Source organism: Aeromonas sp. ASNIH1 (genome assembly GCF_002934285.1).
Classification (GTDB): Bacteria; Pseudomonadota; Gammaproteobacteria; order Enterobacterales; family Aeromonadaceae; genus Aeromonas; species Aeromonas caviae.
Genome location: NZ_CP026228.1, coordinates 604,871 through 623,568 on the forward strand (window position 1 = coordinate 604,871; position 18,698 = coordinate 623,568).

Consider the following 18,698-nt stretch of genomic DNA (forward strand, 5'->3'; position numbering starts at 1 on the left):
TCGCCCATAAAAAAACGGTCAACCCGGGTTGACCGTTTTTCGTTCCACTTCGCCCCTTAGAACAGCAGGTGCGCCACACCGGCAATCACCGGCAGGGTGACCAGGGTGCGCAGCAGGAAGATGACGAACAGCTCCCACAACTTGACCGGGATCTTGCTGCCCAGCAACAGAGCGCCCACTTCCGACATGTAGATGAGCTGGGTGACCGACATGGCGGCGATCACGAAGCGGGTGATGTCACTCTCGATAGTGGAGGCCAGCACCGCCGGGATGAACATGTCGGCGAAGCCCACCATGATGGTCTTGGAAGCGGCTTCCGCCTCCGGCAGTTGCAGCAGCTCGAGCAAAGGCACGAAGGGCGCCCCCAGCCAGTTGAACACCGGGGTGTGCTCCGCCAGCATCAGGGCACAGGTCCCGACGGCCATCACCACCGGCAGCACGCCAAACACCATGTCCAGGGCGTTTTTCACCCCTTCACGCGCCACGGCGCCGAGATCCGTCATGCTGTCGGCCTTGGTCAGGGCACGATGGTAGCCGTAGCTCAGTACGCTGTGCTGATGGGGGATGGCCTCCTGCTTGCGGCACAGGGGAGTACCGTCGCTGTAGACATCCTTCTTCCAGGAGAGCGGCGGCAGGCGCGGCACCACGATGGCGGCCACCACACCGGCCAGGCAGACGGTCAGGTAGAAGGGGACGAACATGTGCTCCAGCTTCACCTGGGAGATCACCACCAGACAGAAGGTGATGGAGACGGCGGAGAAGGTGGTACCGATGACGGCCGCTTCCCGCTGGGTGTAAAACTTGCCTTCATACTGCTTGCTGGTCAGCAGGATCCCGACGCTGCCATCACCGAGCCAGGAGGCGAAACAGTCCACCGCAGAACGCCCCGGCAGACGGAACACCGGACGCATGATGCGGGTCATCATGGTACCGACAAACTCCAGCAGACCAAAATCCAGCAGCAAGGGCAGCAGCAGGCCCGCAAAGATGAAGACGGAGAACAGTACCGGCAGCAGATCGTGCAACACCAGGCCGCCGGTCGCCCCTGAGCGCAGCACCTCGGGACCGGCTTCAAAGAAGGTCAACAGCACGAAGACCCCGCCCAGCACCCGCACGCACGCCCAGAAGGGGGGGACGTTGAACAGGCTGTTGAGGAAGGGCCGTTTCACCAGGATCGCCGGTTTGAACAGCCAGGCGATCAGGGTCATCAGCATGGTGGTGGTGATGATGGCGCTGACCATGGCCACCAGATGATCGGCAAACACCGTTTGAACCAGCTTCGCCAACACGGCGACGGGAATGGTGACATTGCCGTCATAGATGACCGGGGTCATGAACAGCAGGATCCCGATCAGTGACGGGATCAAAAACATCAGCACGTTGCGGCGAGTACGGATTGCCGGTGCTTCCAGGGTCTTTTCCAACATATAAACAGCCTTAAATGTGACTTTTCCTTCAGCCGGGCCGCCTGCATACTCATGCCCTCACCCGGAAAACGGGCGCAAGAATAACCCAAAAAACTGCACAAACAAGCCATTAATTGATCATTTCAAGCATAAATATTTTATCAGGCGAACCATCCATAAGAACAAACCAAAACAGTCATGCATATCGATTCAATTTGAATGGTTAGCACAATGTTTCATACAGGTTACATTCAGGTGCGCAGTATAATCCGCAGCCACTGTCAGGCAATAAGAGACATGAAAAATATATCTATAGGGTGATCCCGTCGATCCTCCCATAAAAAAACCGGAGCCTGTCTGGCTCCGGTCTTGTCACGAACATGATGCTCAATCGCGAACGTAAATGACTTCGACGCCGTCGTCGTCCTCATCGTCCCAGTCGTCATCGTCCAGGCCATCATCGAAGGCCTTGGACGCCGCCAGGGCATCGGCTTCCGCCTTGGCAAGCTGGTTCTTGTGGTAGTCGTCCCACTTGAACTCCACCTTCTCGATGGCGTCTCTGGCATCCTCCGCCAGCTGACGGGGCATGGTGTCCAGCAGATCCAGGATGTCGTAGCACACCTTCTTGGTGCCTTCCTTGCTGATGGCGGTAATGGCGTAGACCGGACCTTCGTGGTTGAGGGCTGCCTTGACTCTGTCCATCACTTCCTGAGCCTCTTCTTCCAGGATCAGGTCCATCTTGTTGAACACCAGCCAGCGCGGCTTGCCCGCCAGCTCGGGACTGTATTTTTCCAGCTCCCGGACGATGGTCACGGCGTTCTCGGCAGGATCGGAGCCATCCACCGGGCAGATATCCACCAGGTGGATCAGGACGCGGCAACGCTCCAGGTGCTTGAGGAAGCGGATCCCCAGGCCTGCACCCTCGGCAGCCCCTTCGATGAGGCCGGGAATGTCTGCAATGACGAAGGAGCGGGAGTTCTCGCCACGTACCACACCCAGGTTCGGTACCAGGGTGGTGAAGGGGTAGTCTGCCACTTTCGGACGGGCCGCAGAAACGGCGCGAATGAAGGTGGACTTGCCTGCGTTCGGCAAACCCAGCATGCCGACATCCGCCAGCAGCAGCAGCTCCAGCCTCAGGGTACGCACTTCACCCGGGGTGCCGTTGCTCTTCTGGCGCGGCGCCCGGTTGACCGAACTCTTGAAGCGGGTGTTGCCAAGGCCGTGGAAGCCGCCCTTGGCAACCAGCAGCTTCTGATCGTGACTGGTCAAATCCCCCAGCAGTTCGCCGGTGTCTTCATCGGTGGCACGGGTTCCCACCGGCACGCGCAGGATCTTGTCCTTGCCGCGACGACCGGTACAGTTGGCACTCTGGCCGTTCTCGCCACGCTCGGCGGCGTGGAAGCGCTCGAAACGGTAGTCGATCAGGGTATTCAGGTTTTCATCGGCCACCAGATACACGTCGCCACCATCACCGCCGTCACCGCCGTCCGGGCCGCCGTTCGGGATGTACTTCTCGCGGCGGAAGCTCACACAACCGTTACCACCGTCACCGGCATCGACTCGAATCTGGACTTCATCAACAAACTTCATAGGTAACCGTCACCTTAATTCGAAAAACCGATACGCAATTATAGTGATACGGGCCCCTTCGGGCGAGGCGCATCTGGCCGATGAGGGCTGTCTGCGCCGGCTCATCCGCGTGCCGTTTTTTCGTCAAACTCATCAGAAAAACAAAAGCCCCGCCATGTTGGCGGGGCTTCGGATCCTTGCGGTCCGTAATTACTCAGCAACGATGCTGACGTACTTACGATTCTGCGGACCTTTAACTTCGAACTGCACTTTACCGTTCGCGGTAGCGAACAGAGTGTGGTCCTTGCCCAGACCAACGTTCTCACCAGCGTGGAACTTGGTGCCGCGCTGACGAACGATGATGCTGCCAGCCAGAACTGTTTCGCCGCCGAAACGCTTCACGCCGAGGCGTTTAGCTTCAGAATCGCGACCGTTGCGGGATGAACCGCCAGCTTTTTTGTGTGCCATCTATCGGACTCCTCTAATTAAGCGCTGATGCCAGTGATTTTGACTTCAGTGAACCACTGACGGTGGCCCGCTTGCTTACGGTGGTGCTTACGACGACGGAACTTGACGATAGTCACTTTCTCGCCACGGCCGTGAGCCACAACTTCAGCCACAACCTTGCCACCTTCAACGAAAGGAGCACCTACTTTGAAAGTGTCGCCTGCAGCAACCATCAGCACTTCGTTGAAGTCGATGGTAGCGCCAGTCTCAACGTTCAGCTTTTCCAGACGAACGATTTGACCTTCGGCCACACGGTGTTGTTTTCCGCCGCTTTGGAATACCGCGTACATTTGATTAACTCCGTAAAGGCGTGTCTTTTGCTCAAGGCCAGACACGCACAAAAACCTATAACAATGGGCGGGCATTCTACGCAGAACGATTTGCCGAGGCAAGGCCAATTTAGCAAAAAGTTTATTTTGTGCGCATATCTGCCCCCGTGAATAAACGCCTAACTGTAACCCATTGTGAAATCGTGTAGAATCCCCGCCATTGCTAAAAACGCAGTAAATGCTGCCGTCACGTTACGAGACTTATGGACCAACAGACTATCCGTGCGCTCTGTGCCGCCGACATGACGGCGGTCAATGAACTGATCCTGGCGAGACTCCAGTCCGATGTCAGCCTGATCAACCAGCTGGGTTTCTATATTGTCAGTGCAGGCGGAAAACGGATGCGCCCCATGCTGACCGTGATGGCCGCACGCGCACTGGGCTATGAGGGTGAAGATCACCTGAAACTGGCCGCCATCATCGAGTTCATTCACACCTCCACCCTGCTGCACGACGACGTGGTCGACGAATCCGACCTGCGCCGCGGCCGGGAAACCGCCAACGCCCTGTTTGGCAACGCCGCCAGTGTCCTGGTGGGTGACTACCTCTACAGCCGCTCCTTCCAGATGATGAGCGAACTCTCCAACCTGAAGGTGATGGAGATCCTCTCCGATGCCACCAACACCATCGCCGAAGGAGAAGTGCTGCAGCTGATGAACTGCAACGATCCGGATACCACGGAAGAGAGCTACATGACGGTCATCTACTGCAAGACCGCCAAGCTGTTTGAAGCCGCGACCCGACTCGCCGCCGTGCTGACCCATCAGCCCGAGCCCGTCGAGCAGGCCATGACCGACTACGGCAAGTACCTGGGTACCGCGTTCCAGATCATCGACGACGTGATGGACTACTGCTCCCAGAGCGAGGAGATGGGCAAGAACGTGGGTGACGATCTGGCCGAAGGCAAGCCGACCCTGCCGCTGTTGCGTGCCATGGAAGTGGGTACCCCGGAAGAGCGTCAACTGGTGCGCGATGCCATCGAGCACCGCAACGGTATGGATCACCTGGAGCGTATTCTGGGCATCCTGGATCGCACCGGAGCTCTCGAATACTCCCGCCAGCGAGCTCGGGAAGAGGCTGACAAGGCCATCGCCGCCCTCGCCATCCTGCCGGACTCCCGGCACAAGCAAGCGCTGGAGACCCTGGCCCACATGGCAGTGCAGCGCAGCGCCTGATGCCAGCCGGCGGACAATAAAAAAGAGGCCAGAGGGCCTCTTTTTTATTGTCCGAATTCTCCGTGCCACTGTCGTATCAACACAGGCTCTAACGGGCCAACGCCCACAAGATGACGCCACCTGCCACCACCAGACAGCCGCCGATGCGGCGCAGCTGTTCCGGCGGCAACTCCCCGAGCAGGCGCAGCATCTGCTGCCATGCCCTGGGAGCGAGCAAGGGCCCCAATCCTTCGAAGAGCAGCAGCAACCCCAGCCCCATCAACATGGATGTCAGCATCACCTCTCCTTATCCCTGATCCCCTGCCGGTCTGTGACCGGCAAACAAAAGGGCCTGAATCATCAGGCCCTTGGGTCATATCAACACATGTTTACTGCTTGTTGCCGTGCGGCGACTTGAGGTAGCGGAAGAACTCGCTGTCCGGTTTCAGGACCATGAGGTCGTTGCCACCGGCGAAGCTCTTGCGATAGGCCTCCATGCTGCGCACGAAACTGAAGAACTCCGGGTCCTTCTTGTAGCTGTCGGCATAGATCCTGGCGGCTTCGGCATCCCCTTCACCACGCAGTTGACGGGCATTACTCTCGGCGTCGGCGATCATCACGGTCACCTTGCGGTCGATGTCGGCACGCAGGATCTCGGCCTGCTCGCGACCCTGTGAACGGTGTTCACGGGCAACCGCAGTCCGCTCGGCACGCATCCGCTGATAGATGGAGCTGGAAACTTCCACCGGCAGGTTGATCTGCTTGATGCGCACATCCACCACCTTGATGCCGAGCTCGGAGGAGCGCGCCATCTTCATCAGGGCATCTTCCATCACGGTACTGCGCTCGCCGGAGACGATGTCCTTGATGGTGCGGTTACCGATCTCGGAACGCAGGCCGTTGTTGATCTTGCGCTTGAGCAGGTCTTCAGCCTGGATCTTGTTGCCACCACCGGTCGCCAGGTAGTACTTGGAGAAGTCCTCGATCTTCCACTTCACGTAGGAGTCGATGATGAGATCCTTCTTCTCGGACGTAACGAAGCGATCCGCCTGGCCTTCCAGGGTCTGGATGCGGGCATCCATCTTGCGTACCTGGTCGATGAGCGGCACCTTGAAGTGCAGGCCCGGCTCGTACAGGCGCGGTTCACCAGAGTCGACCCGTTTCACCTTGCCAAACTGCACCACGATCCCCTTCTGTCCTTCATCGACGATGAAGATGGAAGAGAAGCAGACCATGGCGGCCACAGCGATGACACCAATAGCTAGCTTTTTCATCTATCAGTTTCTCCCTGTGCTGAAACGATCACCGCCACGCAGCGGGGTCGGAGTGGAGTTGGCCCCTTCGTTGGACGGCTGGGCCGCCTCGACTGCTGGGGTGCCCGCAGGACGTGCCGGTTGCACGGCATTCGCCTTGCCAGAGAGCTTGTCGAGCGGCAGGTAGATCATGCTGTTGTTGCCAGCCGGCATGTCGACCACCACCTTGTTGGCCTGCTGATAGAGCTCTTCCATGGTTTCCAGGTAGATACGATCACGGGTCAGCTCGGGCGCGGCCTGATACTGGGGCAGCAGCTCGTTGAAGCGAGCGACTTCACCCTTGGCCTTCAACACGATCTGGGACTTGTAGGCTTCGGCCTCCTGCTCCAGACGTTTGACCTGGCCACGAGCCTTGGGCTCCACTTCACGGGCATAGGCTTCCGCTTCACGGATGAAACGCTGCTCATCTTCCTGGGCGGAAATGGCGTCATCAAACGCATCCTTCACCTCTTCCGGCGGACGCGCCGGCAGGAAGTTGACGTCCACGATCTGCAGACCCATCTGATAGGGCTCGATGATGCTGTCGATCACCTGCCAGGTTTCCTGACGCACCTTCTCACGACCCGTGGTCAGCACATCATCCATCCGGGTGTGACCCACCACGTAGCGCAGGGCGCTGTCGGTGGCCTGGCTCAGGCTCTCGTCGGCGTTGGTCACGCTGAACAGGTACTGCTCGGGATCGACCACGCGATACTGCACGTCCATCTCGACCCGCACCACGTTTTCATCCTGGGTCAGCATGAAACCGGACGCCGGCAGGGAACGGACAGACTCCACGTCCACCGGGATCACCCGGTCGATGAAGGTCGGTTTCCAGCGCAGGCCGGGATCCACGTTGTGGGAGTATTCGCCAAAGCGCAGCACCACGCCTCGCTCGGCTTCGCGAATGGTGTAGAAGCCGCTGACGACCCACACCACCACGGCCACCACCAAGGCGATGGAGAGGCCGAACTTGCCGACGTCACCACCACCGGATTTGCCACCACCGAGCAGACCGCCAAAACGACGGCTCACCTTGCGAAGCATCTCGTCCAGATCAGGGGGGCCCTGATTCTTGCCGTTGTTCCCCCAGGGGTCACGGTCTTTGCCATTGTTACCAGGCTCATTCCAAGCCATCAGCGTCTCCATTAATACATGCGGATGGATATCATCTCTATCGGGCCACAGAGGGGCGATGAAGTCAGCAAACCATTTATGTTCATCGACCCATCAATGCCTGATAAAGCGTTGTAAACTCTCACCTTCTTGTTTCATGAGGCGGTTCCAGTCAGCCAGTTGCAGGCGTACTTCCAGCACAAAGTCCCCCTCCTCGCTGAAACCTTCCTGCTCGATACCTTTCAGCCGATAGAGCGCACTGCGCAGTCTGGCGGCGGAAGGGGGCAGTTGCAGGGTGTGATGCACCATGGAGCCGGCCAGCAGTTCGGTCAGTGCCTGGAACAGGTATTCACTACCCTCGCCAGTCTGGGCCGACAACCAGACTCGCACCGGTCGTCCAGCCTCATCCCGTTCAAGACCAGCCGGACGATCCCCCAGCTTGTCGATCTTGTTGCAGATCATCAGTTGGGGACTGTCATCCGCCTCGATCTCGGCCAGCACACGCTGGACCGACTCGATATTCTCCTGCATCTGTTCATCGGCACAGTCCACCACGTGCAGCAGCAGGTCCGCTTCGCGAGTCTCCTGCAGGGTCGCCTTGAAGGCCGCGACCAGATCATGGGGCAAGTGCCGAATAAATCCAACTGTATCCGCCAGGATCACATCACCCACATCCTGAATCACCAATTTACGCAGGGTGGGGTCCAGGGTTGCGAACAATTGGTCGGCAGCATACACGCTGGCATCTGTAAGTTGGTTGAACAAAGTGGATTTTCCGGCGTTGGTATACCCCACCAGAGAAACGGTCGGCACTTCGTTGCGGTTGCGGGCACGGCGCCCCTGCTCCCGCTGCTTGGCCACCTTGTCGAGGCGGCGCAAAATGGCCTTGATGCGCTCACGCAGCAGGCGTCGGTCGGTTTCAAGCTGGGTTTCACCCGGGCCGCGCAGACCGATCCCCCCCTTTTGTCGCTCAAGGTGGGTCCAGCCTCGCACCAGACGAGTGGAAAGATGGCGCAACTGGGCCAGTTCGACCTGCAACTTGCCTTCGTGAGTGCGGGCGCGCTGGGCGAAGATATCGAGGATAAGGCCAGTCCTGTCCACGACCCGGCACTGGAACAGACGCTCCAGGTTGCGCTCCTGGGCAGGGGTCAGGGCATGGTTGAAGATGACCACGTCGGCGTCCAGCATCTGGACCTGGGACGCGATCTCTTCCGCCTTGCCGCTGCCGACAAAAAATTTGGCGCTGGGTGCGCTGCGACTGGTGGTGATCACCCCCAGTGCATTGACCCCGGCCGAGCTCACCAGCATCTTGAGCTCGTCCAGATCCTCCCGCTCGCCCTCATCGCTGAAGTTGACATGTACCAGAACGGCCTGTTCACCAGCTTCGTAACGGTCAAACAAGCGCTTGCTCCTTGACAGGTATCATGATGGATCTGAGTTGGCGAGTGAACTCGCCGCAGGATATCACGCCTCGGCTTCACCCTGCTCTTCACCGGCGGCGCCCGGGGCGTGCTGGTGATGGTTGACGGCACGGGCCGGCACCACGGTGGAAATGGCGTGCTTGTAGACCATCTGGCTCACGGTGTTCTTCAGCAGAATGACAAACTGGTCAAACGATTCGATCTGACCCTGCAGTTTGATGCCGTTCACCAAATAGATAGAAACAGGAATACGCTCACGGCGCAGCGCATTCAAAAACGGGTCTTGGAGAGATTGCCCCTTAGCCATCTTTCTTTTCCTTATAGTTTGTTGTTTTTAAACACCGGATATTCAATATAACAACCTGATTATACAGGAGTGTCAAGCCGGACCAGCTTGGGCGACGACCCTGGCCAGATTGCCAGACTCACCAGATTCCAACCAGGTCACATCAGGCCAACCGCGCAACCAGGTCATCTGACGCTTGGCCAACTGGCGGGTGGCAACAATGCCGCGATAACGCATCTCATCATACTCCACTTCCCCCGCCAGGTAGTCCCACATTTGGCGGTATCCCACGCAGCGAATGGAGGGAAGATCCGGGGTGAGATCCCCCCGCTCGTAAAGCGCCCTCACCTCCTGCTCGAAGCCGCTGCCCAGCATCTTGTCAAACCGCTGCTCGATGCGCTGGTGCAGCACGGCCCGATCCCTCGGCGCGATGGCAAACTGCAGCGCCCGGTAGGGCAGCCCCTCTCCCTGTACCTGGGTCAGCTCGGTGAGGGTCTTGCCGCTGATGCGGTAAACCTCGAGCGCCCGGCACAGGCGCTGGGGATCGTTGGGGTGGATGCGGGCACCGGCCACCGGGTCGATGCGCACCAGTTCGTCATGGAGCGCCTGCCAGCCGAGGCGGGAAGCCTCTTCCTCGATGCCGGTCCGAATGACGGGGTCGGCGGAAGGCAGTGGAGAAAGCCCCTCCAGCAGCGCCTTGAAATAAAGCATGGTGCCGCCCACCAGCAGCGGAATGCGGCCACGGTCGGCGATCTCTTTCATCTCCCGCAGGGCATCCTTGCAAAAATCCGCCGCCGAATAGCTCATGGCGGGATCCAGGATGTCGATGAGCCGGTGCGGGGCCTGCGCCAGCTCGGCTGGCGTCGGCTTGGCGGTGCCTATGTCCATGCCGCGATAGATGAGCGCGGAGTCCACGCTGATGATGTCGCAGGGCAGGGCCTGGCACAGTTCAATGGCGAGATCCGTCTTGCCGGAGGCCGTCGGCCCCATCAGAAAAATTGCAGTCGGCAAGTCAGCCACGTTAAACACTCCCTTCGGCCGCCCCTTCACGGGCGAACCGGCATAAAACTGGTCATATGGATGCAACAGACGACGAGACGCCGTCAGTTGCCATCGGCAAACTCGGCCAGCACGTTCGCCAGCGGCAACGGGCGCACCATGCGAACGTCTGCCAGTTGGTCACTGAAATCGGTAACAAGTTCCGTCAACAACCGGGTGGCAGTGGCAAAATCGTATATTTTTTCGGCACTTATGCCTTGTTCCACCAACCACTGGCATAGTACCCCAGCCTGCGCGTCGGCATCACTGTCAGATCCGCTCTCGACCAGTTGCAACAATTCGGGTAAGAGGCGGGCCAGATCGGTCTGGCGCAGCAGGGCGGGCACCCGAGTCAGGATCATGGTGTCGCGCCCCCCGCTTTTCAACTCCAGCCCCATGCGTTTGAGCAGGCGTTCCCGCTCCTCCACCAGGGCGACCAGGTTTTTCGGCAGCTTGAAGGAGACCGGCAGCAACAGAGGCTGGGCCGCCAGCCCCTGGCCCCAGGCATCCAGCAGCCAGTGGCGCAGCAACAGACGCTCGGCGCGCACCAGGGAGAGCAGCGCCAGTTGCCCCTGACGCTCCATCAGCAGATAGGCCTGCTCGACCAGGCTCAGGGCGCGCCACTCCCCCGTTCGGGCTGGCGTCTCGACGGCACCGCTCTCGGCTCCGGGCCGGGATGCCGGCGTCGCCACCTCGGGCAGGGTGGTGAGCAAGGCGCCCATGCCTCGCATCGCGGCCCGGCTCGGGGGTTCGGGAGGCTGGTAGTGTCCTCCCCTGCCACCACCGCCTTCCCGCACGCCGTCGCCATCTCGTGCAGGGGCAGGAGCCCGATAGCCGTGTTCGGCACCGTACCACTCGGTGCGCGGCGCCTGACCCGGATAGGTGATCTCCGGGCTGCCCGGCAGCTCGACCTGGGTCTCGGCCAGGGGTGCATCGGTGGCGCTCCCTGCCCCGTCCTGACGCAGGGCGGTAAACAACGCCTGGAAGATGAAATCGTGGATGAGACGCGCCTGATGGAAACGCACTTCGTGCTTGGCCGGATGGACGTTGACATCCACCTGGCGGGGATCCAGCTCGATATAGAGCACATAGGCCGCGAAGCGATCGGCGGGCAGCAGCTCGTCATAGGCCTGGCGAATGGCGTGATTGATGAGCTTGTCCCGCATCATGCGGCCATTGACATAGGTGTATTGCAGGTCGTTCTGCGGCCTGGCTCCTGCCGGGGTGGCCAGCCAGCCCCACAACCGCACGTCGCTGTGTTCGCTCGATACCGCCAGGGCATGGTGCATGAAGGGGGAACCGCAGACGGCGGCGAGGCGGCGCTCCTGCTCCGCCACCGTGTTGGCCGCCTTGTACTGGCGCACCACCTTGCCGTTGTGGCGCAGGATCAGGGTAGCGTCGAAGCGGGAGAGCGCGATGCGGCGCACCAGTTCGTCGATGTGGGCAAATTCGGTCTTTTCGCTGCGCATGAACTTGCGCCGCGCCGGGGTGTTGAAGAAGAGATCCACCACCTCCACCGTGGTGCCCACCGGGTGGGCTGCCGGCTTGACGGTGACGCTCATCTCACGTCCTTCCGCCTGGGCCTGCCAGGCCTCGCTCTGCTCTGCCGTACGGGAGGTGAAGGTGAGGCGGGAGACGGAGCTGATGGAGGCGAGCGCCTCCCCGCGAAAGCCCAGGCTGTTGATCCCTTCCAGATCGTCCAGGGTCGCCACCTTGGAGGTGGCGTGGCGCGACAGCGCCAGCACCAGCTCATCCCTGGCGACACCGCAGCCGTTGTCACGAATGCGGATAAGCTTGGCGCCTCCCTTGTCGATGTCGATCTCGACTCGGTCGGCCCCCGCATCCAGGCTGTTTTCCACCAGTTCCTTCACCACGGAGGAGGGCCGCTCCACGACCTCACCGGCAGCAATCTGGTTGGCCAGAATCGGCGGCAATATACGGATTGGCATCGCTTGCTCCTGCAGATGAAAAAGGGGAAGAGGTGGACCTGGCGCCATCAATGCTCACCGCCCCTCCCTGCCATCGGCAGAGAAGGGCGGCGTTCTTCAGCCCGCGCTATTTTCGCGGAATATAGAGCACCTGCCCTATCTGGATGTCCCGCGACTTGAGCTTGTTGATCTCCACCAGTCGCGCCTGGCTCACCCCGTGTTTCTCGGCGAGCCGGGAGAGACTCTGGCCACGGGTGACCACGTGGCGGATCATGTTGGACTTGTCGTTGCTCTGCACGCTGGCTACCGGCGCACTCGGCTCCTGGGCTGCGACCTTGTAAGGTTTGATCACGCCGGCACCGGAGGCGCTGCCGACACTGCTGACCGGGGCGCCGCCCTCACCGACGCGATAGGGCTCGCTCGCCGGCATCCGGTTGGTCACGACCTGCTGCGTTGGCTGGGCAGCCGGCTTGCTGACAGCGACCGGCTTGCTGGCAGGCGCCTGACGCGGCGGGGCAGCAACCTGGCCCTTGCCGGTGAGCATGGGCCCCTTGGTCGGATGACTGCGGTAATAGTTGCGGATCCCCTCGAAGATGGCCCGGGCCAGCTGATCCTGATAGCTGGCGGTGGCCAGCAGCTTCTCCTCGGCGTGGTTCGAGATAAAGCCCGTCTCCACCAGTACCGAGGGGATGTCCGGCGCCTTCAGCACCGCCAGACTCGCATGTTCCGGCGCCTTCTTGTGCAATCTGGCCACCCGCCCGAGCGAGCGCAGGATCTGGCGGCTGACGTCATAGCCTTCGGCCCTGGACTTGTCCATGGAGAGATCCAGGAAGGTCTGCGCCAGATAGGGGTTGGGATCAGACTCGGCCAATACCTTGCCAACGCCCCCCAGCAGCTCCCCCTGTTTCTCCTGCTTCTCGAGCCAGCTACCCATCTCGCGGTTGGCGCGGTTGGTCGACAGCACCCAGACGGAGGCGCCGCGAGGAGTCGAGTTGTGGAAGCTGTCGGCATGCACCGACACCAGCAGGTCAGCCTTGGCCTTTCGGGCAATCTCGGAACGCTTGTTGAGATCGACGAAGTAGTCGCCACGGCGGGTCAGCACGGCCCGCATGCCGGGCTCCCGGTCGATGAGGGCCGCCAGCTTCTGGGAGACCGCCAGGGTCACCCGCTTCTCGTAGGTGCGGCGCGGGCCGATGGAGCCCGGGTCTTCCCCGCCGTGACCAGGATCGATGGCGATGACGATGGCCTTGCCGTGCCCCCCGACGGGAGCGGGCTGCGCCGCAGCGCTCCCCTTCTCTTCATAGGGAAGATCGATCACAAGACGGTGGCCATAGGGGCCTGCCGGCGCCAGCGGGAAGACCACCGGCTTGATGGCAGAGCCGAGATCCAGCACCAGTCGCAGGCCGCCCTTCTCCAGCGGCGTGCTCTCGCGGATCTTGCGCACCAGCTCGCTCTTGTTCTCGATGCCGGCCAGGTTGGTGGCGTTGCTCGCCCCTTTCAGGTCGATGACCAGACGGTTCGGACCGGTCAGGGTGAAGTAGTTGAAATTGGGGGCGCTGCTCATGTCGAGCACCACCCGGGTGTTGTCCGGTGATGGCCACACCCGCACACTCTTGAGCTGATTGGCCCAGGTGGGCAATGCCATCAGGGAGAGAACAAAAACAAGGATCACGCGCACTGAGATGACAACCGTTCCAGAATGGCTTCGCCGATAGCAGTGCGGGCATCAATCTGCACCTCGCGCTGCTCGTTTGCATAACTCAGGGTGATCTCGAGATCCGGGGCTGGCAGCCAGCCGTCGCCCTTCTCTGGCCACTCCACCAGGCAGAGGGTATCGGCGGCGAAATAGTCGCGAATGCCCATGAACTCCAGCTCTTCCGGGTCCGCCAGTCGATAGAGATCGAAGTGATAGACCTGCCACTGGGCAAGCTCATAGGGCTCCACCAGGGTATAGGTCGGACTCTTGACCTTGCCCTCATGACCCAGTCCCTGCACCCAGCCTCGGGTCAGGGTGGTTTTGCCGGCCCCGAGGGCACCGTGCAGAAATACCGTGGTGGCCTGTTGGCACGCCTTTGCCAGACGGCCACCCAGCGCCACTGTTGCTGCCTCGTCCGGCAGTGTCATCATCAAGGTTTTTGCCATGTTCTTCTTGTTACTTGTTACTGTGTCGGATTGACCAGACGACGGATCCAGGGCAGCAGATCCGATGCCAGCATGCCCCTCTCACCCTCGGCAGCCGCCAGATCGGCGGCCTCTGCGTGGATCACGGCCCCGAGTCGGGTGGCCATGCCCGCAGACCAGCCCTGAGCCAGAAGGGCGGCGATTATACCAGACAAGAGGTCACCCATGCCGCCACTGGCCATGCCGGGGTTGCCCTCGTCGCACAGGGAAATGCGCCTGCCGTCGCAGATGAGCGACCCCGCCCCCTTGAGCAGCACCACGCCACCGTAGCGCTGTTGCAGCCGCGAGACGGCCGCAAACCTGTCCCCCTCGACCTCGGCGATGGTGCAGCCCAGCAGGCGAGCCGCCTCCCCGGGGTGGGGCGTGAGCACCCAATTATCCTGATGACGGGGGACCTGCGCCAGCCAATTCAATCCATCGGCGTCCAATACCAGTGGCACGGCGGCTCCGATGCCCTGTTCGAACCGGGCCCGGCCCCACTCATCCTGACCGAGCCCGGGGCCCAGTACCTGCACCGATGCCCACCCTTCATCCATGTCCGCCGGGCATCCCATCAGCTCGGGTTGAACCAGGCTGGCCGCCGGGCAATCAGGGTGCTGGCGCAGGCGTACCAATCCCGCCCCCGCCCGCAGACAGGCCTGACCCGCCAGCAGGATGGCCCCCTGCATGCCGAGGTTCCCCCCCGTCAGCAGTACCTTGCCGCTGTGTCCCTTGTGAGCCGAGCGCCTGCGCGGGGTCAGCAACCCCTTGAGGCTGGGATAATCGATCCGCTCGGCAGCGGGAACCCGTTCCTCCCCCGGCGTCACTCCCAGGGGATCCCGGTCGAGGTGGCCGACTCCGTCCACCCCGTCGGCGGTGAGCATGCCCTGCTTGATGCCGATGAAAGTGAGGGTGCGGGTGGCACGCACCAGTGCGCCCATGGCGCGGCCGGTGTCGGCATTGAGACCGGAGGGGAGATCCACTGCCAGCACGGGCGCGTTCAAGCCATTGATTGTTGCGACGATCTTTGTCATTGACGAGGAGAGGGGAAGCTGGACGCCGGTACCGAGCAGTGCGTCTATGACCAGATCCGGCGGCGGCAGCGTGGCGGGCAGCAGATCCTCGGCCATGGTCACGCTCCCCCCCGATGCGAGCCACTCTTCGGCAGCCCGCCTGGCATCTCCCCTCAGCAGGCCGGGAGCCCGGGCGGCAATCACCAAAGGTTCGAGGCCGATGCGCCGGGCAAGGCGGGCCAGCACGTAGCCATCCCCACCGTTGTTGCCAGGGCCGACGAAGATCCACCACTGGCGGCTGTCGGGCCAGTGGTGACAGGCATAGTTGCACAGCGCAGTCCCGGCCCGCTCCATCAGCACATAGAGGGGAAGCCCCTCCTGCTCGGCCCAGCGCCGTTCCATGCTGCGGATCTGCTCGGCCCGCCACAGGGGTTGTGCTAGACTCTCCCACTCATTTTTGCGGATAGCGTCCCCGAACACCTCTACCATGACGGCCCCCACGTTTCATCATCCCATGACCCGGCAACTGGCACGCCATATTGCCGCCCTGCGCCTGCCACACTCCTGCAGGCAGAGGGGGGATGCTGCATGACGGCTGCCGAACTTGCGCAACTGGCCCACGATATCAAGCTCTGGGCAAGGGAGCTAGGATTTGACCAGGTCGGCATCGCCGACACCGACCTCACTCTGGAAGAGCCGAGGTTGCAGGCCTGGCTGGATGCCGGTTATCACGGCACCATGGACTACATGGCGCGCCACGGCATGATGAGGGCCCGCCCCCACGAGCTGTTGCCGAGCACCTTGCGGGTCATCTCGGTGCGGATGAACTACCTCCCGTTCGAGGCGGGCTTTGCCGCCACCCTGCGCGATCCCACCCTCGGCTACATCAGCCGCTATGCCCTCGGCCGCGACTACCACAAGGTGCTGCGCAACCGGCTCAAGCAGTTGGGGGAGCGCATCGAGCAGCGGTGCGACACCCTGTTGCGAGCGGCGGGACAAACCCTGGGCGAGTGGCGCCCCTTCGTCGACTCGGCCCCTATTCTGGAAAGGCCGCTGGCGGCCAAGGCCGGCCTTGGCTGGGTGGGCAAGCACTCGCTCCTGCTCAACGAGTCCGCCGGTTCCTTCTTCTTTCTGGGGGAATTGCTCATCGCCCTGCCGCTGCCCGTGGATGCCCCGGTGGAGAAGGGGCTGTGTGGCAAGTGCGTGGCCTGCATCAACATCTGCCCCACCGGTGCCATCATCGCCCCCTATGTGGTAGACGGACGGCGCTGCATCTCCTATCTCACCATCGAGAATGACGGCCCCATTCCCGAGGAGTTCAGGCCGCTCATGGGCAATCGCATCTATGGCTGTGACGACTGCCAGCTCATCTGCCCCTGGAACCGCTATGCCAATGCCAGCCCGGAGCCCGACTTCAGCCCGCGCCCCAATCTGCACCGCCCGCCCCTCTTGACCTTGTGGGGCTGGAGCGAGGCCGAATTTCTCAAGCACACGGAAGGCAGCCCCATCCGCCGCATCGGCTATCAGCGCTGGCGCCGCAACCTGGCGGTGGCCCTTGGCAACGGACCGGCCAGCAGCGAGGTCCTGGCCGCCCTGCAACAGGCGCTGCCTGAGGCGGCGCCCATGGTGGCCGAGCATATCGAGTGGGCGCAGGCGACCCTGGCCAGGCGTCAGCAGGAAGAGAATAAAAAGACGCGATTGCTGATCCGCTGCATCGAAAAAGGTCTGCCGGATCACGCATAAGTGATCTGGCACTTGCCGGATCGCAGCCATTTTTTCATGCTCTGCCGACCATTGAACATCGGCACAATAAAAGGAAGATTCTGATGCAGATGCTGGGAGTAGATATTGGGGGGTCCGGGATCAAGGGCTGCCTGGTCGACACCGAAACCGGGGAGCTGATTGGCGAACGCCACCGCATCGCCACACCGCAACCGGCAACCCCGGCCGCCGTGGCACACACCCTCAAGGCGCTGGTCGAGCACTTCCAATGGAAGGGGCCCGTGGGGTGCGGTTTTCCCGCCACCATCCACAACGGCATCGCCAAGAATGCCTCCAACATCGACAAGAGCTGGATTGAGACCGATGCCGCCCACCTGTTTGCCGATGTGACCGGCCTGCCCTGCCATGTCCTGAACGACGCCGATGCGGCCGGTCTGGCGGAGATGCGCTTTGGCACCGGGCAGGATCGCCAGGGGGTCATCATTCTCATCACCGTCGGCACCGGCATCGGTACCGCCGTCTTCGTCAATGGCCAGTTGCTGCCCAATACCGAGCTGGGCCACCTGATGCTGGAAGGCATGGTGGCCGAACACTATTGCTCCGATGCGGTGCGCAAGCGCGAGGATCTCTCCTGGGGCCGCTGGGGCAAACGTTTCAACAAATACCTGGCTCGCCTGGAGTTTCTGTTCTCCCCCGACCTCTTCATCCTGGGGGGCGGCAGCGCCGCCAAGCTCGACAAGTTCATCGACAAGATTGAGACCCGGGCTCCCCTGGTGGCGGCCGCGAACCTCAACCAGGCCGGCATCATAGGCGCCGCCCTCTATGGCGCGGCCCGGCAAGGGGGCTGACCGCCAGCAACATCAGAAGACCCGGCCCGTGCCGGGTCTCTCTCATCCGGGCTCAGAGATCGTCGAGGCGATGAGCACCGTGTACCAGACGGGTCAGGCGGGATTGGGCCATGGAGGCCAGGGCTTTCAGCAGCGCCGCCGTGTCGGGCGTGGGGCACTCCCGGGCCAGACGTTCCAGCTCGCCGATGAGCCTCTCCTCCTGGCGTGACACCAGGGCCACTATCTCCGCGGGCTGGGTTGTGGCGGGCAGCGCCAGACGATCCCCCTCGGCCAGCAGATCCTCGCCAAATCCCTGATCCAGCCAGGTCTCCTTCACCGCGCTTCCCATCTGCTCGCGATAATCGTGCAGATGAGCCGCCGCGGCATCCTCCCGCCCTTGCAGATAGGCCAGCAACATCCTGCTGCGCTCAGCATCCACCCGGGGGATCTGGCGCCCGTAAATGTGCCCTTGCCGATGATGAAGCTCCTCGAGATAGAGCATCAGGTCCTTGATCTGTTGGAATCGCATCTCGCCTCCCTCCTGGCATCTACCTGCAGCCAGTATAGGGAGCTGGCAAGTCGACACGGCCACGAACTGGTCATTTATTGTTCTGCATCAAGGAGATGGAAAAGAAAACAGAAAAAGAGACGGCAGGAGGAAGGGGAAACCGGCAGCGATGCTGCCCGGACGACCGGGCACCTTGTCCGAAGGGGAGACATCAAATCGACGACATAAAAGATATTTACCAGCTTATATTCGGACTAGAGTCACCAAATCGGGATCTTATATTGATACTGGTGGTGATACCTCCACACCATAGTCAAATGGCGGGAATCCTTATCCATTTTTTAGACGTCTAGACGTAAAAACATGCGTTGACACAGCCATCCGGACATCTTAGCATCATCCTCCATGATGACAGAGCTACC

General features: G+C 61.4%; 18 protein-coding genes. 3 read left to right on the top strand and 15 right to left on the bottom strand.

The features are described from left to right. Positions 1 to 56: 56 nt before the first annotated feature. The 4 genes from C2U37_RS02915 to rplU all read right to left on the bottom strand — a co-directional run bounded on the left by C2U37_RS02915 (position 57) and on the right by rplU (position 3,772). Positions 57 to 1,427, bottom strand: coding sequence for a YjiH family protein (locus C2U37_RS02915; protein ID WP_104451790.1), 1,371 nt, complete (start codon positions 1,425 to 1,427; stop codon positions 57 to 59). A 366-nt stretch (positions 1,428 to 1,793) separates the two neighbouring features. After that, on the bottom strand, positions 1,794 to 2,996 hold the full coding sequence (cgtA, locus tag C2U37_RS02920) for an Obg family GTPase CgtA (RefSeq protein ID WP_010673200.1): 1,203 nt from the start codon (positions 2,994 to 2,996) through the stop codon (positions 1,794 to 1,796). Between the two features lie 189 nt (positions 2,997 to 3,185). Continuing rightward, a complete protein-coding gene (gene rpmA / locus C2U37_RS02925) occupies positions 3,186 to 3,443 on the bottom strand; it encodes a 50S ribosomal protein L27 (protein WP_010673199.1) in 258 nt (85 codons plus the stop codon). Between the two features lie 17 nt (positions 3,444 to 3,460). Next, on the bottom strand, positions 3,461 to 3,772 hold the full coding sequence (gene rplU, locus C2U37_RS02930; protein ID WP_005304210.1) for a 50S ribosomal protein L21: 312 nt from the start codon (positions 3,770 to 3,772) through the stop codon (positions 3,461 to 3,463). 242 nt (positions 3,773 to 4,014) lie between these two features. Between rplU and ispB the strand changes: the two genes are divergently transcribed. Continuing rightward, positions 4,015 to 4,986, top strand: coding sequence for an octaprenyl diphosphate synthase (gene ispB / locus C2U37_RS02935; protein WP_010673198.1), 972 nt, complete (start codon positions 4,015 to 4,017; stop codon positions 4,984 to 4,986). A gap of 88 nt (positions 4,987 to 5,074) precedes the next feature. Here ispB and C2U37_RS02940 read toward each other — a convergent pair whose 3' ends face one another. The 10 genes from C2U37_RS02940 to C2U37_RS02985 form a co-directional block, all read right to left on the bottom strand. Further along, entirely contained in the window at positions 5,075 to 5,263 is a 189-nt protein-coding gene (locus tag C2U37_RS02940; RefSeq protein ID WP_010673197.1) for a DUF2065 domain-containing protein, read from the bottom strand. Positions 5,264 to 5,354: 91 nt separating this feature from the next. Next, positions 5,355 to 6,239 carry a protease modulator HflC gene (gene hflC, locus C2U37_RS02945; RefSeq protein WP_010673196.1) on the bottom strand — a complete coding sequence of 295 codons (885 nt, stop codon included), beginning with the start codon at positions 6,237 to 6,239 and terminating at the stop codon, positions 5,355 to 5,357. A gap of 3 nt (positions 6,240 to 6,242) precedes the next feature. Then, positions 6,243 to 7,394 carry an FtsH protease activity modulator HflK gene (hflK, locus tag C2U37_RS02950; protein WP_010673195.1) on the bottom strand — a complete coding sequence of 384 codons (1,152 nt, stop codon included), beginning with the start codon at positions 7,392 to 7,394 and terminating at the stop codon, positions 6,243 to 6,245. A 93-nt stretch (positions 7,395 to 7,487) separates the two neighbouring features. Further along, complete coding sequence (gene hflX, locus C2U37_RS02955; protein ID WP_104451791.1) at positions 7,488 to 8,774, bottom strand: ribosome rescue GTPase HflX; 1,287 nt, start codon at positions 8,772 to 8,774, stop codon at positions 7,488 to 7,490. A 63-nt stretch (positions 8,775 to 8,837) separates the two neighbouring features. Beyond that, positions 8,838 to 9,101 carry an RNA chaperone Hfq gene (gene hfq, locus C2U37_RS02960; protein WP_011704864.1) on the bottom strand — a complete coding sequence of 88 codons (264 nt, stop codon included), beginning with the start codon at positions 9,099 to 9,101 and terminating at the stop codon, positions 8,838 to 8,840. Positions 9,102 to 9,173: 72 nt separating this feature from the next. After that, positions 9,174 to 10,091: a tRNA (adenosine(37)-N6)-dimethylallyltransferase MiaA gene (gene miaA, locus C2U37_RS02965; RefSeq protein WP_104453178.1), complete on the bottom strand. Its 918-nt coding sequence runs from the start codon at positions 10,089 to 10,091 to the stop codon at positions 9,174 to 9,176. 92 nt (positions 10,092 to 10,183) lie between these two features. Beyond that, positions 10,184 to 12,067 (bottom strand): DNA mismatch repair endonuclease MutL, encoded by a 1,884-nt coding sequence (gene mutL / locus C2U37_RS02970; RefSeq protein ID WP_104451792.1) that lies wholly within the window; start codon positions 12,065 to 12,067, stop codon positions 10,184 to 10,186. A 106-nt stretch (positions 12,068 to 12,173) separates the two neighbouring features. Next, on the bottom strand, positions 12,174 to 13,691 hold the full coding sequence (locus C2U37_RS02975) for an N-acetylmuramoyl-L-alanine amidase (protein ID WP_233768451.1): 1,518 nt from the start codon (positions 13,689 to 13,691) through the stop codon (positions 12,174 to 12,176). Between the two features lie 23 nt (positions 13,692 to 13,714). Continuing rightward, a complete protein-coding gene (gene tsaE / locus C2U37_RS02980; protein WP_029313846.1) occupies positions 13,715 to 14,188 on the bottom strand; it encodes a tRNA (adenosine(37)-N6)-threonylcarbamoyltransferase complex ATPase subunit type 1 TsaE in 474 nt (157 codons plus the stop codon). Between the two features lie 17 nt (positions 14,189 to 14,205). Next, the gene (locus tag C2U37_RS02985; RefSeq protein ID WP_104453179.1) at positions 14,206 to 15,708 is read right to left on the bottom strand and encodes an NAD(P)H-hydrate dehydratase; all 1,503 of its coding nucleotides are present in this window, start codon (positions 15,706 to 15,708) and stop codon (positions 14,206 to 14,208) included. Between the two features lie 99 nt (positions 15,709 to 15,807). Between C2U37_RS02985 and queG the strand changes: the two genes are divergently transcribed. Both queG and ppgK read left to right on the top strand, forming a co-directional pair. Then, positions 15,808 to 16,962 carry a tRNA epoxyqueuosine(34) reductase QueG gene (gene queG, locus C2U37_RS02990; protein WP_104451794.1) on the top strand — a complete coding sequence of 385 codons (1,155 nt, stop codon included), beginning with the start codon at positions 15,808 to 15,810 and terminating at the stop codon, positions 16,960 to 16,962. Positions 16,963 to 17,045: 83 nt separating this feature from the next. Beyond that, complete coding sequence (gene ppgK / locus C2U37_RS02995) at positions 17,046 to 17,789, top strand: polyphosphate--glucose phosphotransferase (protein ID WP_010673187.1); 744 nt, start codon at positions 17,046 to 17,048, stop codon at positions 17,787 to 17,789. Positions 17,790 to 17,841: 52 nt separating this feature from the next. Here the strand turns inward: ppgK and C2U37_RS03000 are convergent, their stop codons facing one another. Further along, complete coding sequence (locus C2U37_RS03000; protein WP_010673186.1) at positions 17,842 to 18,297, bottom strand: hypothetical protein; 456 nt, start codon at positions 18,295 to 18,297, stop codon at positions 17,842 to 17,844. Positions 18,298 to 18,698 lie beyond the last annotated feature (401 nt).